This window comes from Streptococcus sp. 400_SSPC (assembly GCF_001072745.1).
Classification (GTDB): domain Bacteria; phylum Bacillota; class Bacilli; order Lactobacillales; family Streptococcaceae; genus Streptococcus; species Streptococcus xiaochunlingii.
The window spans coordinates 39,217-60,962 of sequence record NZ_JVIQ01000057.1 but is presented as its reverse complement, the minus strand read 5'-3'; the positions used below and the strand labels follow the sequence as shown (position 1 = coordinate 60,962).

The following is a 21,746-nucleotide window of genomic DNA, read 5'->3' as shown; positions in this document are numbered from 1 at the left end:
GTAACAGCTAAGTACACACCAACAGTAACCCCTGTAACACCAACAGCGACACCTGCTGAATCAATAGCTCCTCAAGGTGTTGTTCAAACTGGTACTGTTACCTTCACAGAAGGTGACCCAGTTGCACCAATCGACAAGGATACCATTACTCTTATTGATGAAAATGGCCAGCCAGCAGCTTCAGTAGTTGCTAAGTCACCAGAAGGTAAAGAAATTGGTACTTTCACAGTTGATAAAGCAACAGGTGTTGTAACCTTCACACCAACTGATAAGACATACTCAGGTGAAGTCGTTGCAGTTAAGGTTCAAGCGAAAGATGCCAACGGTACACCGACAGAAACAACCTACACACCTAAGATTACTCCAGTAGTTCCAACTGCAGATCCAGCAACATCTACTGATATCCAAGGTCAAACACAAACAGGTAAGCCTACCTTCACAGAAGGTAATCCAAATGTACCTATGGATGATGATGTACCAGCAACATTCGAAGATGGTTCAACAACGAAAACAATTCCAGGCGAAGGAACTTACACAGTAGCTCCAGATGGAACAGTTACATTCGTACCAGAAAAATCATTCATCGGAACAGGAACAGGCGTGACTGTTAAACGTGTAGATAAGAACGGTACACCAGCAACAGCTAAGTACACACCAACTGTAACTCCAGTAACACCAACAGGTGAACCAGCCACAACTATTGGCCCTAAAGGACAAGAACAATCTGGTAAACCAAGCTTCAAGGAAGGCGACAGTCGTGTGCCTATGAATGATGAGGTTCCAGCTACATTTGACGATGGTTCAACAACTAAAACAGTTGAGGGAGTTGGTACTTATACAGTAGCTCCAGATGGAACAGTAACCTTCAAACCAGAACCAGAATTTACTGGAAAAGCTCCATCTGTAACTGTTGTCCGTGAAGATATGAATGGAACAAAAGCTTCTGCAACGTACACACCAACTGTACTTCCTGTTACTACATTTGTAGACAAAGAAGGTAAAGCAATACCGGGATATCCAACTGAAGACAATGAACAACCTAAGAAAGATATTCCAGGCTACCGCTTCGTAGAGAGTAAGAAGCTTCCAAATGGTGATACAGAACATGTTTATGAAAAAGTGAAAACTAATCATAAGGATAAGGAAGGTAACGAGATTCCAGGTTATCCAATCGAGGATGGTGAAAATCCTAAGAGAGATATTCCAGGCTACCGCTTCGTAGAGACTAAGAAACTTCCAAACGGTGATACAGAGCACGTTTATGAGAAAGTGCCAACACCAGATCCAGTGCCAACGCCAGATCCAGTGCCAACACCAACTCCGGTTCCTACACCAACTCCAGCTCCAACTCCGGTTCCTACACCGGTACCAACTCCGGATCCAGTTCCAACGCCAGATCCAAAACCAGTTCCAGAAACTAAGGAAACTAAATTCATCAATCCATCTGATGAAACAGCAGTTCTTCCTGAAACTGGTACAGAGGAAACTTCTAAAACTGGTCTTGCTATTCTTAGCGCTTTGACAGGTCTCTCATTATTCGGACTTGCTAAACGCAAAAAAGAAGACTAAGATTTAGGATTTGTCTCATCAAAACCGCGAGAAATCGCGGTTTTTTTGACGGAAAAAAAGAAAGTTTTGATCCAGGAACCAATAGTTGGAAACTGTCTTTTCTAGAAAAATTTGATAAAATAGAAGTATCAGTGTAAAGGATGTAAGAATGAGTAAGAAAGTAATTGGTATTTGGGCTCAGACAAAGAATGGAGTGATTGGTAAGGATCAGGTCATGCCTTGGCATTTACCAGCTGAATTGCAGCACTTTAAACAAACGACAACGGGCCACGCGATCCTTATGGGGAGAGTTACCTACGAAGGATTAAACAAACGCGTCCTGCCAAATCGGACCAATATCATTCTCTCTAGAGATGACATGTATGATGTAGAGAATGAAAGAGTTTTGTTAAAAACCTCCGTAGAGGACGTTTTAGACTGGTATAAGGATCAGGATCAGTCGCTCTTTATTATCGGTGGGGAGAAGGTGATTCGCCTTTTCGAGCCTTATCTAGAGGAGCTTTACCAGACTGTCATCGATGCTCAATTGGAAGGAGATACCTATTTCCCAGAAGACTTCCATTGGGAGCAGTTCCAGTTACTAGACGAGCGCACGTTTGAAAAAGACGAAAAAAACCCTTATGACTTTACCATTAGACATTTTGAAAGAAAGGAAGACTAGTTCATGGAACGTAGTATCTTTGGCTTTTTTACAGCCGTTTTATGCGTGATTTGCCTAGTATGTGCTTCCCAGACTCTTCGGAAAAAGCGCTATGGATTAGCCATTCTATTTTTGCTAAATGCCTTTACCAATCTTGTGAATTCTATTCACGCCTTTTATATGACTTTATTTAAATAAATTACAAACAGACTTTAGAATCGGGAGAAGAAAATGCCTACAAATCAATCAAATGATATGATGGTTTATTGTTCGTTTTGTGGTAAGAACCAAGACGAAGTACAGAAGATTATCGCAGGGAACAACGCCTTTATCTGTAATGAGTGTGTTGAGTTAGCTCAAGAAATCATTCGAGAAGAACTAGCTGAGGAAGTCTTGGCAGACCTCTCAGAGGTTCCAAAACCAATCGAACTCCTCAATATCCTTAACCACTATGTTATCGGTCAGGATCGTGCTAAACGAGCACTAGCAGTAGCAGTGTATAATCACTACAAACGAATTAACTTCCACGAAAATCGTGAAGAAGACAATGATGTAGATCTCCAAAAATCAAACATTTTGATGGTGGGGCCTACAGGTTCAGGAAAAACTTTCTTGGCTCAAACTCTTGCTAAGAGCTTGAATGTTCCATTTGCCATTGCGGATGCGACAGCCTTGACAGAAGCGGGTTACGTCGGAGAAGATGTTGAAAACATTCTTCTTAAGCTCTTGCAAGCTGCTGACTTCAATATTGAACGTGCAGAACGTGGCATCATCTATGTTGATGAAATCGATAAGATTGCTAAGAAGAGTGAGAACGTCTCTATCACCCGCGATGTATCTGGTGAAGGGGTACAACAAGCCCTCTTGAAGATTATCGAAGGAACTGTAGCGAGCGTGCCACCTCAAGGCGGACGCAAGCACCCACAACAAGAAATGATCCAAGTCGATACCAAGAACATCCTCTTCATCGTCGGTGGAGCCTTTGATGGGATTGAAGAAATCGTGAAGCAACGTTTAGGTGAGAAGATCATTGGATTTGGTCAAAACAACAAAGCCATCGATGAATCAAGCTCTTATATGCAAGAAATCATTGCGGAAGATATCCAAAAATTCGGTATTATCCCTGAGTTAATCGGTCGGCTTCCAGTTCTTGCTGCATTAGAGCAATTGACAGTGGATGACTTGGTTCGTATTTTGAAAGAACCAAAAAACGCCTTGGTGAAACAATACCAAGCTCTCTTATCCTTTGACGACGTAGAATTGGAATTTGATGACGAAGCACTTGAAGAAATTGCAAGCAAAGCTATTGAACGCAAAACAGGTGCTCGTGGATTACGCTCCATCATCGAAGAAACTATGTTGGATGTGATGTTTGAAGTTCCAAGTCAAGAAGATGTCAAATTGGTTCGAATCACCAAAGAAGCAGTTAACGGAACTGAAAAACCAATTTTAGAAACTGCCTAGAAAGAAATTCTATGAAAGTAAATACTCATAATGCGGATATTCTCTTGAGCGCTACCAATAAAAGCCATTATCCTCAAGATGATATCCCAGAAGTTGCACTTGCCGGTCGATCAAATGTCGGCAAGTCTTCTTTTATTAATACCATGCTAAATCGCAAGAATTTGGCCCGTACGTCTGGAAAACCAGGGAAAACACAGTTATTAAACTTCTTCAATATCGATGATAAATTACGCTTTGTCGATGTACCTGGCTATGGATATGCTCGTGTCTCTAAAAAAGAACGTGAGAAATGGGGAAAGATGATCGAAGAATATCTGACATCAAGAGAGAATTTAAGAGCTGTTGTCAGCCTGGTTGATCTTCGTCATGAACCCTCAGCTGATGATGTCCAAATGTACGAGTTTTTAAAATATTACGAGATTCCAGTTATCTTGGTTGCAACCAAAGCCGATAAAATTCCAAGAGGAAAATGGAACAAGCATGAATCTATGATCAAGAAGAAATTGGATTTTGATAAAGCAGATACCTTTATCATCTTCTCATCCGTTAATAAGACGGGAGTAGAAGAAGCTTGGGATGCAATTTTTGACTATAGCTTTTCGGAATAAATCGTATTATTACTAACCTGTTATTTATTTATTTGATTTATCTCGATATTGTAATTAAAATGTAATATTGAGCTCAACAATTTAATGCTTTTCTGTGCTATAATCATCTTAAAGAGTTTTCATTAAAACATTAGGAGATTATCACATTGAAAAAAATACTAAATAAATCGAAACTGATTGGATCCTTAGTGGCTCTAGTAGCTGCAGGAACAGTAGCGGCAGCTATGAGTGAGCATGTAGGGAACGTTGATGCTAATGATGGTGCTTATACTCAATACGCAGATCCAACAGAAACTTTTATCTCACAAATCGGTGAATCTGCTCGTCAGCTTGGTCAAGAAAATGATCTTTATGCTTCTGTTATGATTGCTCAAGCTATCTTAGAAAGCGGAGCTGGTCAATCTGGTTTGTCATCTTATCCACACTATAACCTCTTTGGTATTAAAGGTAGTTATGCTGGTCAATCAACTGTGATGCAGACGTGGGAAGATGACGGTAATGGAAATTCCTATACCATCAACGATGCTTTCCGTTCATATCCTAGCTACTATGAATCATTACAAGACTATGTAGCAGTTTTAAAACAAGGTCACTTTGCTGGAGCTTGGAAGAGTAATACAAGTAGCTATCAGGATGCTACATCTGCCTTAACGGGTGTCTATGCTACTGATACAAGTTACTATGCAAAATTGAACCATATTATCGAAACTTACAACCTTACTCAGTATGATTCACCAAGTGTATATGGAGGTTATGAAGGTACGGTCTACAACCCTTATCGCCAACAATATACAACTCAAGAAATCTTGAACTTGGATATCGCATGGGCAAATCGTTTCTTGTAAGATATGAATTAAATTGAATGATAAACAGGCCATTAAGGTCTGTTTTTTCTTTTAGTCGTTTTAAATCGTTTTATATCATTTTTCATTGAAAACAGTATTTTTTATATTATTTTTCTGAAAACCTTTTCAGAAGGTTCTATCTATGATATAATGAAGAAGTTCACAAATTCAATATATAAGGAGATTCAGATGGGAGAATCAAATTTTGTTCTTAAAGTAGAGGCAGCATGTCAAAAGAAGGAAGAACTATATACAGCTTCTAAGGCTCGGTATGCTGTTCGCTCTATGTTTGCGGGTGCATTTCTTACCATGAGTACAGCAGTTGGGATTGTGGGTGCAGATCTTCTCAATACTTTCTTGCCTGGTTCTGGTCGTTTCTTGTTCCCTTTTATTTTTGCTTGGGGATTGGTTTATTTACTCTTCTTAAATAGTGAGTTAACGACTTCCAATATGATGTACCTGACAGCTGGTGTTTATTTAAAGAAAATTAATTGGAAGAAAGCTTTAGAAATTTTGCTGTATTGTACGTTCTTTAATCTGATTGGTGCCTTGTTCCTTGCATTTCTCTTCAGTCAGACAAGTGCTTTCGCAAATCTGAATCCAAAAGGCTTCCTTGGTTCGGTTGTAGAGATGAAGTTGCAACGTTCTAATCAATTGGTTTTCTTTGAAGGGGTTGTTGCTAACATCTTTGTTAATATAGCCATCTTGTCCTACCTCTTTTTTAAAGATGAAACAGCTAAAGTTCTGATGGCTTTGTCAGCTATTTATATGTTTGTTTTCCTTACAAATGAACACATCGCGGCAAACTTTGCTTCTTTCTCATTAGCTACTTTTAACTCGATTTCGAAAGATTTGCCTCACTTAGAGTTCTTCAATGTGCTTCGTCATTATGCAGTCACTTTTGTAGGTAACTGGGTAGGTGGAGGAGTGATCATGGGCTTGGCCTATGCATGGCTCAATCGTACCAAGACTATCTATAAAGATTAACTATTTTAAAAAAAGTTTGCAAAAATACTTGCATTCTTTTTTTTTATGTGATACACTAAATAACGGTTTGAAAAAACTGCCTAAGACAGTAGGGGAGCTCGACTCATAAAGATCCTACCGAGGACAAAACGTATCATGTAAAAGAAGCGTATTGTACTTTCGTGTCTAGGTTTGGGCGCGTTTTTCTTTTGGAAAAATTCCCCAAGCAAAATAATTACGGAGGTGAACACACTAATGAGTGAAGCAATTATTGCTAAAAAAGCGGAACTAGTTGACGTAGTAGCTGAGAAAATGAAAGCTGCTGCATCAATCGTCGTTGTGGACGCTCGTGGTTTGACAGTAGAACAAGATACAGTTCTTCGTCGTGAGCTTCGTGGAAGCGAAGTTGAGTACAAAGTGATCAAAAACTCAATCTTACGTCGTGCAGCTGAAAAAGCTGGTCTTGAAGATCTTGCATCTGTTTTTGTTGGACCATCTGCAGTAGCATTTTCTAACGAAGATGTTATCGCACCAGCGAAAATCTTGAACGACTTTTCTAAAAACGCTGACGCACTTGAAATCAAAGGTGGTGCAATCGAAGGCGCTGTCGCATCTAAAGAAGAGATTCTTGCTCTTGCAACTCTTCCAAACCGCGAAGGACTTCTTTCTATGCTCCTTTCTGTACTTCAAGCGCCAGTGCGCAACGTTGCTCTTGCAGTCAAAGCGGTTGCAGACAACAAAGAAGACGCAGCTTAATCTTATGCTACGCAGCGTAGCCTAGCTACAAAAAATAAAAACATAAAATATAAAAACTTATTTGGAGGAAATAACAATGGCATTGAACATTGAAAACATTATTGCTGAAATTAAAGAAGCTTCAATCCTTGAATTGAACGACCTTGTAAAAGCTATCGAAGAAGAATTTGGTGTAACTGCAGCTGCTCCTGTAGCTGTTGCTGCAGCTGGTGCTGCTGACGCAGGTGCTGCTAAAGATTCATTCGACGTTGAATTGACATCTGCAGGCGACAAGAAAGTCGGCGTTATCAAAGTTGTACGTGAAATCACTGGTCTTGGTCTTAAAGAAGCTAAAGAACTTGTTGATGGAGCACCTGCACTTGTTAAAGAAGGTGTTGCTACAGCTGAAGCTGAAGAAATCAAAGCTAAATTGGAAGAAGCTGGAGCTTCAGTTACTCTTAAATAATAGAGTTTCCAATCAAAATGAAAACCGAGGTTTAGATCTCGGTTTTTTTGTGTACATTTTTGAGTTTAAGTCTTTATTTTTTACAGATTAATTCTGTACTTTGTCTACTGTAGGATTTTATCTAAATTTTTCAAGATTAGAAAGCTTTGAGTCTTGAATGATTGTCTATTCTTGAAATCATACTCCTTTAAATTTAATCTCTGTCAATCAACATATTTACAATTCTTATCAAGTTCTTACTAATTTATTATGTTGTTAGACTTCTATTTTTTTGCTAAAATAGTTCCTATAAACAAAAAAGGAGATTTCTGATGAAATATTTTAAACGTCTTGTCTTTGCTGCTTTATTGGCAGTTGGTGCGATTTTCCTTGTAGCTTGTGGTTCTACAACTAGCGATAATGGGAAATATGTCTATAAAGCTGATAAGGAGAAAATAGAAAGCATCCTTAAAGAGCAAGGAGCTACTGATGAGGAGCTTGAGAAAGTCGCTGGTCAAATTGCATTATCAATGACGATCGAAATTAAAGATAAAAAAGCCAAATTAACTGTTGAAATGAATGCCCTAGGAAATAATAGAAAGAAATCATTTGACCTAAAAGCTGATCAAGGTAGCAAAACTCTTGAGTCAGAAGAAGGTGGTAATGATAAAGTCAAGTATAAGATTGACGGGGATGTTTTAACTTTGGACTTGAGTAAATTTAAGTCTAACGATAGCGAAACATTTGCTTTCTTCAAAGATGCAAAATTCAAACGTCAAAAATAATCGTATATAGAGGGGATAGCGGAGGCTATCCTCTTTTTTATTCTTTGCTTTACATCAGCTCTTTTCCTTGCTAGCCTAGGGGGGATCTGATATAATAGGGATGACTTGAAGGAGCCAACGTGCTTTGTAAAATAGCTTAAAAAGTACTTGAGGGTGCTTTTTTATTGTATAAGGAGGAGAAAGGTATGGGATATATTTGGTCCTATTTGAGAAAATATCCAAAATGGTTGTGTTTGAATGTTACAGCAGCCATCTTTTTTGTGATTGTCAATCTCGGTTTGCCAACTGTTCTAGCCCGTATGATTGATGAGGGGATCAATCCGAGAGATATGGAGCGGGTTTATTTTTGGGCCTGGGTTATGTTTGGTGTGATCATCGTAGGGATTCTCGGGCGAATCGTTCTAGCCTATGCGGTTGGGAAGATTACTACAACCATGGTCATGGATATGCGCAATGACCTTTATGAGAAGCTTCAGGAATATTCCCACCATGAGTATGAGAAGATTGGGGTTTCTTCCTTGGTAACGCGGATGACGTCTGATGCCTTCGTCTTGATGCAGTTTTCTGACCAGATGTTGAAGCTTGGCGTCATCACTCCTATCATGATGCTGTCCAGTATTCTGTTAATTTTACAGACGAGTCCATCTCTTGCCTGGATTGTGGCGATTTCGATGCCATTTTTGGCTGTGGTCGTCTGGTATGTAGCTATCAAGACCAAACCTTTGTCAGAGAAGCAGCAGGAAACCCTGGATAAGCTCAATCAATATGCTCGCGAAAACCTTACGGGACTTCGGGTCATTCGTGCTTTTGCGCGTGAGGAATTCCAAGAGGAAAAATTTGGCCAAGCCAATGCAATCTATGCGGACAACTCCAATAGACTCTTTAAATTGACCGGCTTGACGGAGCCGCTCTTTGTCCAAATCATCATCGCCATGATTGTAGCTATTGTATGGTTCGCCTTGGATCCTCTAGGGGATGGAAGTTTAGAAATCGGGAATCTTGTCGCCTTTATCGAATACAGTTTCCATGCCTTGCTTTCTTTCCTATTCCTAGCTAATCTCTTTACCATGTATCCACGGACAGCTGTTTCTAGTCATCGTTTGAAGGAAATCATGGATATGCCGATTTCTATCGATCCAAATGAAAATGGAGTTACTGAGACTGAAACCAAGGGTTATTTGGAGTTTGACAATGTAACCTTCGCCTATCCTGGTGAGACAGAGAGTCCAGTTCTTCATAATATTTCCTTTAAGGCTAAGCCGGGGGAGACCATTGCCTTTATCGGATCGACCGGTTCTGGGAAGTCCTCTCTGGTCCAGCTCATTCCACGTTTCTATGATGTTACTTTAGGGAAAATCTTGGTGGATTGTGTAGATGTACGAGACTACAATATCAAAGCCCTTCGCCAAAAGATTGGCTTTATCCCGCAGAAGGCCTTGCTCTTCACGGGGACTATTGCTGAAAACCTTCGTTACGGAAAAGAAGATGCCAGCATTGAGGAGCTAGACAAGGCAGCAGATGTGGCCCAAGCTAAAGAATTTATCGAAAGCAAGGAAGAACAGTTTGACACTCATTTAGCAGAAGGGGGAAGCAACCTTTCTGGTGGACAGAAACAACGTCTATCCATTGCGCGTGCAGTTGTTAAAGAGCCGGATATCTATATCTTTGATGATTCCTTCTCGGCTCTTGACTACAAGACAGATGCTACACTGAGAAAACGTCTCAAGGAAGTAACAGGAGATGCAACCGTCTTAATCGTAGCTCAACGGGTTGGAACGATTATGGATGCGGATCAAATCATTGTCTTGGATCATGGAGAAATCGTCGGTCGTGGAACCCACGAGGAACTCCTGACAACCAATGAAATCTACAGTGAGATTGCTCGCTCTCAGTTGAATAACCAATCATTAACAGAAGAATAGGAGGGAGAAGAAAATGAAAGAAAAACGTTCCAGTTTTGTACGTCTTTGGGGCTATCTAAGAGCCTATCGTTTTGCCGTTATTTTCGCTACACTCCTAAAGATTCTGAGTGTGGTTATGAGTGTCATTGAGCCCTATATTCTTGGACTCGCTATCACAGAATTGACCGCTAACCTAACAGATATGGCTAGAGGAGTAGCGGGAGCTGAGATTAATGTTGGCTATGTTGGTTGGGTCATGATTGTCTATCTCTTCCGAGGAGTTTTGTATGAGCTTGGATCTTATTATTCCAACTATTTCATGACCAATGCCGTCCAAAGCATGATCGAGGATATGCGTAACGACCTATCTAAAAAAATCAATCGCATCCCTGTTTCTTACTTTGATCAGCACCAATTCGGAGATCTTCTTGGTCGCTTTACCAGTGATGTCGAGACAGTTTCAAACGCCTTGCAACAGTCCTTCCTTCAAATTGTGAATGCCATTTTCACTTTAAGCTTGGTCATTGCTATGGTGCTCTATCTCAACCTCACTTTGGGGCTGATCGTGATTGCCTCTATCCCAATCACCTTCTTCGGTGCCCAGTTGATTATGAAGAAATCCCAGCCATACTTTAAAGAGCAAGCAGATGTCCTTGGAGCTTTAAATGGTTTTGTTCAGGAAAACTTGAGTGGCTTCAACGTCTTAAAACTCTATGTACGGGAGGAATCATCGCAAGAAGAATTCCGCGACATTACCCGTCGCCTCCAGCAAGTTGGATTTAAAGCGAATTTTATTTCTGGACTGATGATGCCTATTCTGAATGCAATCTCTGATTTGACCTATCTTTTGGTCGCAGTTATCGGAGCCATTCAAGTTCTTGCCGGTCGTCTGACAGTTGGGAACATGCAGGCTTTTGTCCAGTATGTCTGGCAGATTAATCAGCCTATTCAAAATTTGAGCCAGTTGGCTGGAACCTTACAAAGTGCCAAATCTTCACTGGATCGGGTCTTCCAAGTACTTGATGAACCAGATGAAGTACTTGGTAAAAATGAAGCTCTGGACAAGGAATTGACTGGACAGGTTAGCTTTAACCATGTGGACTTCCAATATGTGGAAGATAAGTCATTGATCCGCGACTTTAATCTTGAAGTCAATCCAGGTGAGATGGTGGCCATTGTCGGACCTACAGGTGCAGGCAAAACCACGCTCATCAATCTGCTCATGCGTTTCTACGATGTGACCAAGGGGGCTATTACGGTAGATGGACATGATATCCGTGACCTACCTCGCCAAGATTATCGCAAGCAGTTTGGGATGGTTCTTCAGGATGCTTGGCTTTATGAAGGGACCATTAAAGAAAATCTGCGCTTTGGGAACTTGGACGCAACAGACGAAGAGATTGTCGCTGCTGCCAAGGCTGCCAATGTAGACCACTTTATCCGGACGCTTCCAGGGGGCTACAATATGGAGATGAACCAAGAGTCTAGCAATATCTCTTTGGGACAGAAGCAGTTGTTGACTATTGCGCGTGCCCTGCTAGCTGATCCTAAAATATTGATTTTGGATGAGGCGACGTCTTCAGTGGATACCCGTCTGGAACTCTTGATCCAAAAGGCCATGAAGAACTTGATGAAGGGGCGGACCAGTTTTGTCATTGCTCACCGCTTGTCTACGATTCAAGAAGCAGACAAGATTTTAGTCCTTAAAGAGGGCCAAATCATCGAACAAGGGAATCATGAGTCTCTCTTGGCTGCAAAAGGATTCTATTACGACTTGTACATGAGCCAATTCTCCAAGAAAGTAGAAGCTCAATAAAAACGTCAAAAAAGAGCAGTCGCTCTTTTTTGTTAGGCAAAACACTTCAATTTGTTAGAAGTCGGATTTCTTGAAGGTGGTTGTTTTATTTGCTATAATCGTAGCAGAAATGGAGGCTTTATGCGCTTAACCAGCCAATTAATCACTGAAACGTTCCAAGATTTGGATAAGGTCGAAAGGCTTAACATTGAAGCTTTTCCAGAAGAGGAACGGATTCCTTTATCGGAGTTTTTACGCTATACGGATAATGATGACGCTCACTTTTTCGCTTTTTACAATGAGGAAGAATTTGTCGGATTTGCCTTTGCTATTTCAAATGCCAAGGCCTTTTACGTCAGCTTCTTTGCCATTATGCCACACTTGCGAAGCCACGGCTATGGTCAAGAAATCATTGAAAAATTAGTCGAGTTTTACCAACGGACAATGTTGTTAGAAGTTGAGCGATTGGATGAAGAATGTGACAATCTAGAACAACGACGGGCTCGGATGGACTTCTATTTGCGGAACGGCTTCAAAACAGCCAATGCCTTTTTAGAATACGATGATCTGAGTTTTGAGATTCTTTATCGAGGAGAGGGCTTCGATGAGGAGGCCTACCGTGATATCTTCCGTAAACTTCAGGAAGAAAATTATTTTGATTTTCGCATCCAATACCGACGCTTTAGTGAAGATTAGAAACAAAAAGTGCTCCTCTGTTAGATAGCAGAGAAGCACTTTTTTTTGATTAATGGATGAAGAAGTATATAAGAATCTACAGTAGAGTCTTCTTTGTCTTAAGTAATTTTAAAATGCAATTATTCCAGTAAAAAGAATTGCCGTGGTGGAAGAAAGCTGATATACTAGATAAGATTGAAAAATGTAAAGGAGAACACATGTTACGAAAAGGTTCCTTAACAGGTTTACTGTTATTTGGTATTTTCTTCGGTGCAGGGAACTTAATCTTTCCGCCTGCACTAGGCGCCCAATCGGGTAGCCATTTTTGGCCAGCTATTGCTGGATTTGTCTTATCAGGAGTAGGAATTGCGATTATTACCTTGATCATTGGGACGCTCAATCCTAAAGGCTATATTCATGAGATTTCACGTAAAATCGCCCCTTGGTTTGCTATCGTTTATCTGGTAGCTTTGTATTTGTCTATTGGTCCTTTCTTTGCCATTCCAAGAACGGCTACTGTTTCCTACGAAGTTGGAATTGCCCCCTTGTTAGGACAATCAGGTAGCAGACTCTTCATTTTCACCTTGGTTTATTTCTGTTTAGCTTATTTGATTGCCCTTTATCCATCTAAGATCCTAGATAGCATTGGTCGGATTTTGACACCGATCTTTGCAATTTTGATCGTTGTACTGGTTGTTCTAGGTGCTCTCAAGTACAGCGGACACGCGCCACAAGTGGCAACAGAAGCCTACCAAGCATCTGCCTTTGGTCAAGGTTTCCTTGAAGGGTATAATACCTTGGATGCCCTCGCTTCAGTGGCCTTTAGTGTGATTGCAGTAACCACCCTCAATCAACTTGGTTTCACCAGCAAGAAGGAATACATTAAAACCATCTGGATCGTTGGGATTGTCGTAGCAATTGGCTTTAGTATTTTATACATTGGCTTGGGTTACCTTGGAAATCATTTCCCAATTCCAGCAAAAGTAATGGCATCTGATGCCAATAAAGGGGTCTATGTCCTTTCAGAAGCGACCAAGGCTATCTTTGGCCCAGCTGCTCAAATCTTCCTTGCGGGTATGGTGACGGTGACTTGTTTCACGACAACAGCCGGTTTGATTGTGTCAACAGGGGAATTCTTCCATAATACCTTCCCTAAAATCTCTTACAAGGTCTATGCGACAATCTTCACTTTGATTGGTTTTGCGATTGCCAATCTTGGCTTGAGCGCCATTATTGCCTATTCATTACCTGTCTTGATGATCCTCTATCCAATCACCATTACTATTGTGTTGATTGTGATTGTAAACAAATTTACTCAACTATCAAAACCAGGAATGCAACTAACTATTTTCTTAGTTAGCTTGGTGGCGATTGCAGATGTTCTTGCAAGCACCTTCAAACTTACAGGTCTGGCAAACGTCATTAAAACTTTACCATTTGCTGCCCAGTCCCTTCCGTGGTTACTCCCAGCAGTAGTCGGGATTGTCCTCTCTCTTTTCTTGCCAAATAAACAAAGTGCAGAAGAAGAATAAGTCGTCAATTGAACTCCAGAGTGAAATACTTTGGAGTTTTTGTTTGGCTTTGAAACTAGTTTCTAAATGATCGTTTAGAAATCAAAGCGTAGCAGAAATTTTTAATTTAGGAGCTGGAATGTTATACTAGTTGTAGCATATCAATATACGGAGTGTTTTATGAATCAAATCGTTTTCTCCTTTACTGTCTTTCTGGCAGGGATTCTTTCCTTTTTCTCTCCCTGTGTCTTTCCTTTGCTTCCGGTATACATCGGGGTCTTGCTAGGAAGTGATCAGGAAAAATCCATTCAGATTTTTGGGAAGAAGATTCGCTGGCATGGTCTTGTAAAGACCTTGTGTTTTATCGCAGGGATTTCTGTTATTTTCCTCATTATTGGTTTCGGGGCAGGTCTACTTGGTCAAATCATGTACACCAACTGGTTCCGATACTTGATGGGCGCGCTGATCATTATCCTTGGTCTTCATCAGATGGAAGTCTTTCACTTTAATTTCTTAGAAAAGCAAAAAACAATGGATTTCGGGGCGAACAAGCACAAGAATGAATTACTTTCAGCTTTTCTGCTTGGGCTTGGTTTTAGCTTTGGCTGGACGCCATGTATCGGTCCGGTTCTAGGCTCTGTACTTGCCTTAGCAGCATCCAATGGTCAAGATGCCCTCATGGGTGCTCTCTATCTCTTTATCTATACACTAGGGATGGCTATTCCGTTTTTACTTTTGGCCTTAGCGTCTGGGATTGTTCTCCCATACTTTAATCGTCTAAAACCCCATCTCTTGTTACTGAAGAAAATTGGTGGCTTGATCATCATCATTATGGGGATTTTGTTACTCTTGGGACAATTGAATAGCTTGTCTGCTATCTTTTCATAAATCAAATGGAGGTTTACTCATTATGAAAGTTATTAAATACGCCTGTTTTTCGCTTCTTTCTCTATCCATCTTGACTGCTTGCTCTATGAATCGGTCCGAAAGTGGCATGAACAATCAATCTATGGATAATCAATCAATGACCAATACTAGCACAAGTAAACATCCTTTAGTAGGAAAAGAAGCTAGTGACTTCGAGCTAAAGGATATGAAGGGGAATACGGTCAAACTTTCAGACTATAGAGGCAAAAAGGTTTACTTGAAATTCTGGGCGACTTGGTGTGGTCCTTGCCGACAAAGTATGCCTGAACTGAATAAACTGGTCGAAGAAAAGGACCGGGACTTTGAGATTCTTACCGTCATGGCACCGGGGATGCAAGGGGAAAAAACAGAAGAAGAGTTCGTTAAATGGTTTGCCCAACAAGATTATCAATCAGTGCCTGTTTTGTACAATCCAGACGGATCTGCCTTTATGAATTACCAAGTTCGTTCGATCCCTACAGAAGTCTTTATCGATAGCCAAGGAAAGATTGGACATGTTCAATTAGGGGCAATTTCAAACGAAGATGCCAAGAAGATTATCAAAGAATTGAAATAAAAAAGAGAGTGGGACAGAAATCGGTAATTCGTTAGAATTCGATTTCGTCGTCCCACCTCCGCACAGTTGAGTAGGGCTGTAAAAGCCGATGAAATCAGCGTAGTAGAGCCCACTCAACCACTGCGTCTTGCTGACAATCCAAAGACAATTAAGAGGCTAGGATTTTTGTCCTAGCCTCTTGTTATTAGTTGCTTGCACCAGATGTAGCATCAGCAGCTCCGTCACCGTGTCCTCCAGCATCTGAAGCACCTGAAGTTGCGTCTGCATCCCCATGGCCGCCAGCAGGAGCGAATGGTCCGCTACCGCCTACTAAGCGTTGACCAGTTGTTTGAAGGTACCAGTCCAACCATGGCTGGAAGTTAAAGACAATTTCGTTGATACCAGCATATGAACCATCTGGATAGTACATAGCTTGATAGTTGTGAGTATTGATCACGCCTTCAGGAGATCCTGGAACAATGGTACGAACATATTCTTGGTTTCCATTGCGAAGAGTACCGATGACCCATTCAACGTTTTTCATACGTGCTGGTGGAAGAGAACCGTGAACGGTTGACATCCGGCTACCTGATTGAGGTGGCACGCGTTTTGCAAACATGGTATCTGGATCTTGGTGGGCATTGTTGTAGTAGAGGAACTGGTTGTTATCATCAGCGTATGTCAATTCGAAAGGCATAGCTTTCAAGAACATATCGATTTGATTAACAGTCAGGATACCGTGGTCCAATTTGACATAAGTATCACCAGATACAGCTCCTGTAATTTCTGCTACTTTTTCTACCCAATCTGGATCATCCGGATCAACCTCAGTAATAGTAGTAGCGATTGGTTTTCCGCAATCCAAATCTTCTGGTTCAATTGGTTTTGGTTTTTTCAATTTAGAAACGACTCCTACGTATTTCACAAAGTTATCTAAGCAAGTTTCAAGGAATTTTACAGTCCCTTCGTTGATGATGTTGCCATCTGCGTCAAAAGCTTCTTTCGCTTTTCCTAGAAGGAATTCGTTCCCTGGAAGGGTATAGGCATTGACACCTGGAGCATCCAGAATCTTACGAAGGTGAACTTGGGCACGAGAAGTCCCTTGGTCATAGTAAGAAGCACCCACGATCATGACCGGTTTGCTTTCAAAAGGATGCACTTCATAGGAGAGCCATTCCAGTACAGATTTGAGGGAAGCGGAAATAGTGTGGTTGTGTTCAGGAGTTGCGATAATCACACCGTCAGCACGGGTAATTTTATTGTTGAGGAGACGCAATTGGAAGCTTTCGTCCCATTTCTCATCTTGGTTAAACATTGGAACTTCATCGATTTCAAGAACTTCCAATTCAAATTTGATCTTGAAGTGACGACGGATGAATTCCAAAAGTTTGCGGTTATATGATTGATCGTAGTTCGATCCTACAAGTCCTACAAATTTCATGCTAATATGTCTCCTATCTTACAAGTTTTCCCAGTCGAAGTCTTCGGCATCTTTGCGAAGCAGTTCTTGAGCGTTGCGCAATTTTTCAGTAACTTTTACAAAGATACGGAAGTCATCAAAGATGGCATCCAATTTCTTGATGACATCAAGGTCTACCAAGTCACCATTTTGATCAAATGCTTGAAGAGAGTGAGAAAGCAAGAATTCGTCTGGAAGGACAGTGGCTTTGATTTCTGGTGAGTTCAAGATTTGACGAAGTTGCAATTGAGCACGAGATGAACCAAGCGTACCATAAGAAGCACCTGTAATCATCACTGGTTTGCTTAAGAGTGGGTAAATCCCATAAGATAACCAAGCAAGGGCACTCATCAAGACAGCAGGGATGGAATGATCGTATTCTGGTGTGCCAATGATGACACCATCAGCTTCCTCGATTTTAGCAGCAATTTCTAAAATAGCCTCAGGGACTTGTTTGTTGGCTGGCTTGTTGAAGACAGGGATATCTTTAATCTCAACCAATTCAATCTCTGCCTTATCAGCAAAATGCTTTTGCATGTATTGAAGTAGTTGGCGGTTTGTTGAACGTTTGGAGTTTGTTCCAACGATCGCAATAAGTTTTGTCATGGAAATTCCTTTCTGAAATTAAAATTACAAATAATCATGTAGCCCACTGGTATAGGCGAGGCGACCTGACTGATAGACTAGAATAGCATCCATGCCAGGTAAGGTTTCAACAATATTTAAAATGTTGGTCGGTTCTTCACCGAACAAGCGCGTGGTCCAAATCTCCCCATCGACTGATCGATCAGAAATAATCGTGAGACTTGCCAGTTCTGTTTCGACAGGATAGCCAGTTTGAGGATCAAAAATATGATGGAAGGACCGGCCGTCAACCTCAAGGTGACGAACATAGGTACCTGATGTCACAACGGACTTATCTGTAACAGATAGAACTAGTAAATGTTCCCCTCTTGGAAGCTGAGGATCTTGGATCCCAATTCGCCAAGGGCGATGACTGATAGGGTTTTGACCAAGGGTAAGGATATTGCCCCCCAAATCAATTAAAGCCCGCTCGATCCCCTGACTCCTGAGATAACTAGCTAGTAAATCCGCACTAAATCCCTTAGCTAAAGCACCTAGATCAATTTTCATCCCTTTTCTTTTGAGAAAAACAGTTTGTTGATTCGGATCTAAGCAAATCTGATGAGGATCAATGACTGTTAGGGCTTGTTCAATTTCCCCTTGATCAGGCTTCCTAGCATCTGAAAAACCAATTCTCCAGGTTTGGACAAGTGGACCAATCGCAATGTTTAAATGACTTCCTTGCGCCTGACTATGGCTGGTTCCTAGAGCAATCAGTGAAAAAAGATCTGGATGAACCTTTACGGGTTCAATGCCAGCCTTTTGATTGACCTCCATCAATTCAGAAGAAGGGTCATTGGCACTAAAGCGATGCTCATAGGATCGCAGGAGACTAAAGCAATCGGCCAGTATTTGGTCAGCTTGTTGATGAGAAATCGAAACGGTTATGGTGGAGCCCATTAGGCGTTCGGATCGACTAGTTAGTTCCACAAATAGTAAACCACCTTTCCAATATTCACCTACTTCAAGTTTATCAAAAAGAAAGCCATTTCACAATCCCCCCAAGCAAAATTATTGACATTTTTCAGGACTTATGCAAATGGATTTGAAAATAATATCACAAATTGTAAGCAAAAAATTTGGAAACGATATCATTTTCATGTTATAATTGTATGGTAAATAAAATTAAAGGTAGGATTTTTTCTATGAGTAAAATCGTAGTTGTGGGTGCTAACCACGCTGGAACTGCATGTATCAACACAATGTTGGATAATTTTGGAAACGAAAATGAAATCGTTGTCTTTGACCAAAACTCAAATATCTCATTCCTTGGATGCGGAATGGCTCTTTGGATTGGTGAACAAATCGACGGACCTGAGGGCTTGTTCTATTCAGATAAAGAAAAATTAGAAGCTAAAGGCGCTAAAGTTTACATGAACTCACCAGTTCTTTCAATTGACTACGACAACAAAGTTGTAACTGCAGAAGTAGATGGTAAAGAACACAAAGAATCATATGAAAAATTGATCTTCGCAACTGGTTCAACTCCAATCTTGCCACCAATTGAAGGTGTTGAAATTGTCAAAGGGAACCGTGAGTTCAAAGCGACTCTTGAAAATGTACAATTCGTTAAATTGTACCAAAATGCTGAAGAAGTTATTAAGAAACTTGAAGACAAGAGCAAACACCTTGAGCGCATCGCTGTTGTAGGTGGTGGTTACATCGGTGTTGAGCTTGCTGAAGCATTCGAACGTCTTGGAAAAGAAGTTGTCCTTGTTGATATCGTAGACACTGTCTTGAACGGATACTATGACAAAGACTTCACTCAAATGATGGCGCAAAACTTGGAAGACCATAACATCCGTTTGGCACTTGGTCAAACTGTTAAAGCTATCCAAGGTGACGGTAAAGTAGAACGCTTGGTAACTGATAAAGAAACATTCGACGTAGATATGGTCATTCTTGCTGTTGGTTTCCGTCCAAACACAGCGCTTGCTGATGGTAAGATCGAACTCTTCCGCAACGGTGCCTTCCTTGTAGACAAGAAACAAGAAACATCAATCCCAGGTGTATACGCTGTTGGTGACTGTGCGACCGTATATGACAACGCTCGTAAAGACACTAGTTACATCGCTCTTGCATCAAATGCGGTCCGTACTGGTATCGTAGGTGCTTACAACGCTTGTGGACATGAGCTTGAAGGAATCGGTGTGCAAGGATCAAACGGTATCTCTATCTATGGTCTTCACATGGTTTCAACAGGTTTGACTCTTGAAAAAGCGAAAGCAGCAGGCTACAACGCTGTTGAAACTGGCTTTAATGATCTTCAAAAACCAGAATTTATCAAACATGACAACCATGAAGTTGCCATCAAGATCGTTTATGATCAAGATAGCCGTGAAATCCTTGGTGCTCAAATGGTATCACGTGATGCTGCAATCTCAATGGGTATTCACATGTTCTCATTGGCCATCCAAGAGCATGTAACGATTGAAAAATTGGCATTGACTGACCTATTCTTCTTGCCGCACTTCAACAAACCATACAACTACATCACAATGGCAGCACTTACTGCTAAATAATGTTGTCCCAAAAACGCTCATTAGGGCGTTTTTTTGCTGTTGTCTTACTCAAGAGCTATGAAAAATAGTATAATAAAAGCAATCAATCTGGGAGTTAAAGAGAATTTATGAAACAAAGTCAGCAAATCCAAAGAGAATTTCAATCGACCTCGAGATCTATTTTGTCTCAGGTTAGCAGAGGTGTTTTAGTAGGGCTTGTAGTCGGCGCGATTGTCTCGAGTTTTCGATTTTTTATTGAGCATCTCTTTCATATTGTACAGGGATTGTATAAGGATCTTGGAAGAAGTCCGATCAATTGGATCATCATCCTTTCGATGTATCTTTTTATTATTTTGCTAGCTAGACAGCTCATCAAAAAGAACAAAAACGTTAAAGGATCTGGTATTCCTCAAGTAGAAGCAGAATTAAAAGGACTGCTACAGATAGACTGGTGGGCTACGCTTTGGCAGAAGTACATTTTAGGGATTTTAGCAATTGCTAGTGGTCTGATGTTGGGGCGTGAAGGACCCAGTATCCAACTTGGCGCCATGGGAGGAAAGGGGCTGGCTAAGAAACTTGCACTTAGTCCTGTAGAAGAAAGAGCCTTGATTGCCAGCGGTGCCGCAGCAGGTTTGGCAGCAGCCTTTAACGCTCCGATCGCTGGTCTACTCTTTGTAGTAGAAGAAGTCTACCATCATTTTTCTCGTGTCTTCTGGGTATCGACCTTGGCTGCGAGTTTGGTCGCAAACTTTGTCTCCCTCAATATTTTCGGTCAAACACCTGTATTAAATATGCCGGACCACATCCCCCATATCGATTTATCCAGTTATTGGATTTTCTTAGTCATGGGAATTTTTCTGGGCCTAACTGGTTATTTCTATGAAGTTGCTGTTTTAAATATTGGTCGGCTATACCAAAAGCTTGGTAGCTGTTTCAAGGTGACTGCTCCTTACTATCCACTCTTTGCCTTTCTTTTGATCCTACCGATCGGTTATTATTTCCCTCACTTATTAGGTGGTGGAAATCAGTTGGTTTTGAACTTAGCGCATGTCCCTCTTAGTATCCAGATGCTGATCTTCTATTTTGCGATACGATTTATTTGGAGCATGATTAGTTACGGTAGTGGTCTTCCTGGTGGCATCTTTCTTCCGATTCTAGCTCTTGGATCTGTTTTAGGAGCCTTGGTTGCGGCTGTTTTATTAAAGTTTGGTCTCATACATTCTAATCAACTTCCCTTGTTTGTCATTTTAGGAATGAGTGGTTATTTCAGTGCCATTTCAAAAGCGCCCTTGACAGCCATGATTCTAGTGACTGAAATGGTAGGAGATATACGAACCTTGATGCCGATTGGCTTGGTGACTTTGACAGCTTACATTACTATGGATCTGCTAAAAGGGGCCCCTGTCTACGAGGCTATGCTGGAGCAATTGATGCCTGAGGTGACCAGCGGTTCAGATGTCTTAACCCTGATCGAAATTCCAGTATCAGAGAAAATAGCAGGCCGTCAGGTTCGAGATTTAGATCTACCGAGAGACCTCCTAATCACAACTCATCAGCATAATGGAAAAAACAGTACGGTGCATGGTAGTACCCGCCTCTATCTAGGAGATAGCATCTACCTCGTGGTAAAAGAGACAGATATCGGCCGGGTGAAAGAATTACTCCTTTAATTCATTTTATTAAAGTTTTCTGACAATTGTTGAAAAATGAGAAAATCTTTGCTATAATAGACCACGTAAAAAACGAATCCAGGAGAAATTC

The 21,746-nt window shown here is 41.0% G+C and carries 20 protein-coding genes and 1 other annotated feature; of the genes, 17 read left to right on the top strand and 3 right to left on the bottom strand.

Features of this window, described 5'->3' with window-relative positions; all coding sequences use genetic code 11:
• The 15 genes from ADH49_RS07515 to ADH49_RS07440 all read left to right on the top strand — a co-directional run.
• Window positions 1-1,569 (top strand): LPXTG cell wall anchor domain-containing protein (locus ADH49_RS07515; RefSeq protein WP_048691282.1); only part of this gene is annotated, 1,569 nt, incomplete at its 5' end.
• A gap of 148 nt (window positions 1,570-1,717) precedes the next feature.
• Window positions 1,718-2,230 carry a dihydrofolate reductase gene (locus ADH49_RS07510; RefSeq protein ID WP_048691281.1) on the top strand — a complete coding sequence of 171 codons (513 nt, stop codon included), beginning with the start codon at window positions 1,718-1,720 and terminating at the stop codon, window positions 2,228-2,230.
• Between the two features lie 210 nt (window positions 2,231-2,440).
• Window positions 2,441-3,673 carry an ATP-dependent Clp protease ATP-binding subunit ClpX gene (clpX, locus tag ADH49_RS07500; protein WP_048691279.1) on the top strand — a complete coding sequence of 411 codons (1,233 nt, stop codon included), beginning with the start codon at window positions 2,441-2,443 and terminating at the stop codon, window positions 3,671-3,673.
• A gap of 11 nt (window positions 3,674-3,684) precedes the next feature.
• Complete coding sequence (yihA, locus tag ADH49_RS07495; protein WP_048691278.1) at window positions 3,685-4,281, top strand: ribosome biogenesis GTP-binding protein YihA/YsxC; 597 nt, start codon at window positions 3,685-3,687, stop codon at window positions 4,279-4,281.
• Between the two features lie 146 nt (window positions 4,282-4,427).
• Window positions 4,428-5,126, top strand: coding sequence for a glucosaminidase domain-containing protein (locus tag ADH49_RS07490; RefSeq protein ID WP_048691276.1), 699 nt, complete (start codon window positions 4,428-4,430; stop codon window positions 5,124-5,126).
• Between the two features lie 189 nt (window positions 5,127-5,315).
• Window positions 5,316-6,113, top strand: a complete 798-nt coding sequence (locus ADH49_RS07485) for a formate/nitrite transporter family protein (protein ID WP_048691275.1) — start codon at window positions 5,316-5,318, stop codon at window positions 6,111-6,113.
• 61 nt (window positions 6,114-6,174) lie between these two features.
• Window positions 6,175-6,309: a sequence feature (ribosomal protein L10 leader region), on the top strand.
• Window positions 6,310-6,347: 38 nt separating this feature from the next.
• Window positions 6,348-6,848 (top strand): 50S ribosomal protein L10, encoded by a 501-nt coding sequence (rplJ, locus tag ADH49_RS07480; RefSeq protein ID WP_048691273.1) that lies wholly within the window; start codon window positions 6,348-6,350, stop codon window positions 6,846-6,848.
• Between the two features lie 76 nt (window positions 6,849-6,924).
• Window positions 6,925-7,293 (top strand): 50S ribosomal protein L7/L12, encoded by a 369-nt coding sequence (rplL, locus tag ADH49_RS07475; protein ID WP_001196965.1) that lies wholly within the window; start codon window positions 6,925-6,927, stop codon window positions 7,291-7,293.
• 311 nt (window positions 7,294-7,604) lie between these two features.
• Window positions 7,605-8,057 (top strand): hypothetical protein, encoded by a 453-nt coding sequence (locus ADH49_RS07470; RefSeq protein WP_048691271.1) that lies wholly within the window; start codon window positions 7,605-7,607, stop codon window positions 8,055-8,057.
• Between the two features lie 185 nt (window positions 8,058-8,242).
• Entirely contained in the window at window positions 8,243-9,979 is a 1,737-nt protein-coding gene (locus ADH49_RS07465; RefSeq protein ID WP_048691269.1) for an ABC transporter ATP-binding protein, read from the top strand.
• A 13-nt stretch (window positions 9,980-9,992) separates the two neighbouring features.
• Window positions 9,993-11,774, top strand: a complete 1,782-nt coding sequence (locus ADH49_RS07460; RefSeq protein WP_048691267.1) for an ABC transporter ATP-binding protein — start codon at window positions 9,993-9,995, stop codon at window positions 11,772-11,774.
• Window positions 11,775-11,894: 120 nt separating this feature from the next.
• The gene (locus ADH49_RS07455) at window positions 11,895-12,449 is read left to right on the top strand and encodes a GNAT family N-acetyltransferase (RefSeq protein ID WP_048691265.1); all 555 of its coding nucleotides are present in this window, start codon (window positions 11,895-11,897) and stop codon (window positions 12,447-12,449) included.
• A gap of 197 nt (window positions 12,450-12,646) precedes the next feature.
• Window positions 12,647-13,960 carry a branched-chain amino acid transport system II carrier protein gene (gene brnQ / locus ADH49_RS07450; RefSeq protein WP_048691263.1) on the top strand — a complete coding sequence of 438 codons (1,314 nt, stop codon included), beginning with the start codon at window positions 12,647-12,649 and terminating at the stop codon, window positions 13,958-13,960.
• Window positions 13,961-14,119: 159 nt separating this feature from the next.
• A complete protein-coding gene (gene ccdA2, locus ADH49_RS07445) occupies window positions 14,120-14,827 on the top strand; it encodes a thiol-disulfide oxidoreductase-associated membrane protein CcdA2 (protein WP_023023299.1) in 708 nt (235 codons plus the stop codon).
• A 22-nt stretch (window positions 14,828-14,849) separates the two neighbouring features.
• Window positions 14,850-15,422: a TlpA family protein disulfide reductase gene (locus ADH49_RS07440; RefSeq protein WP_048691260.1), complete on the top strand. Its 573-nt coding sequence runs from the start codon at window positions 14,850-14,852 to the stop codon at window positions 15,420-15,422.
• 184 nt (window positions 15,423-15,606) lie between these two features.
• Here ADH49_RS07440 and ADH49_RS07435 read toward each other — a convergent pair whose 3' ends face one another.
• The 3 genes from ADH49_RS07435 to ADH49_RS07425 are packed head-to-tail and all read right to left on the bottom strand — an operon-like array spanning window position 15,607 to window position 18,384.
• On the bottom strand, window positions 15,607-16,842 hold the full coding sequence (locus ADH49_RS07435) for an NAD(P)H-dependent oxidoreductase (RefSeq protein ID WP_048691258.1): 1,236 nt from the start codon (window positions 16,840-16,842) through the stop codon (window positions 15,607-15,609).
• 18 nt (window positions 16,843-16,860) lie between these two features.
• A complete protein-coding gene (locus ADH49_RS07430) occupies window positions 16,861-17,466 on the bottom strand; it encodes an NADPH-dependent FMN reductase (RefSeq protein ID WP_006596326.1) in 606 nt (201 codons plus the stop codon).
• Window positions 17,467-17,490: 24 nt separating this feature from the next.
• A complete protein-coding gene (locus ADH49_RS07425) occupies window positions 17,491-18,384 on the bottom strand; it encodes an FAD:protein FMN transferase (protein WP_048691256.1) in 894 nt (297 codons plus the stop codon).
• A 245-nt stretch (window positions 18,385-18,629) separates the two neighbouring features.
• Here ADH49_RS07425 and nox point away from each other — a divergent pair, with 245 nt between their 5' ends.
• Window positions 18,630-20,006, top strand: coding sequence for a H2O-forming NADH oxidase (gene nox, locus ADH49_RS07420; protein ID WP_048691253.1), 1,377 nt, complete (start codon window positions 18,630-18,632; stop codon window positions 20,004-20,006).
• A 107-nt stretch (window positions 20,007-20,113) separates the two neighbouring features.
• Entirely contained in the window at window positions 20,114-21,655 is a 1,542-nt protein-coding gene (locus ADH49_RS07415; protein ID WP_048691251.1) for a ClC family H(+)/Cl(-) exchange transporter, read from the top strand.
• The last annotated feature ends 91 nt before the right edge of the window (window positions 21,656-21,746 follow it).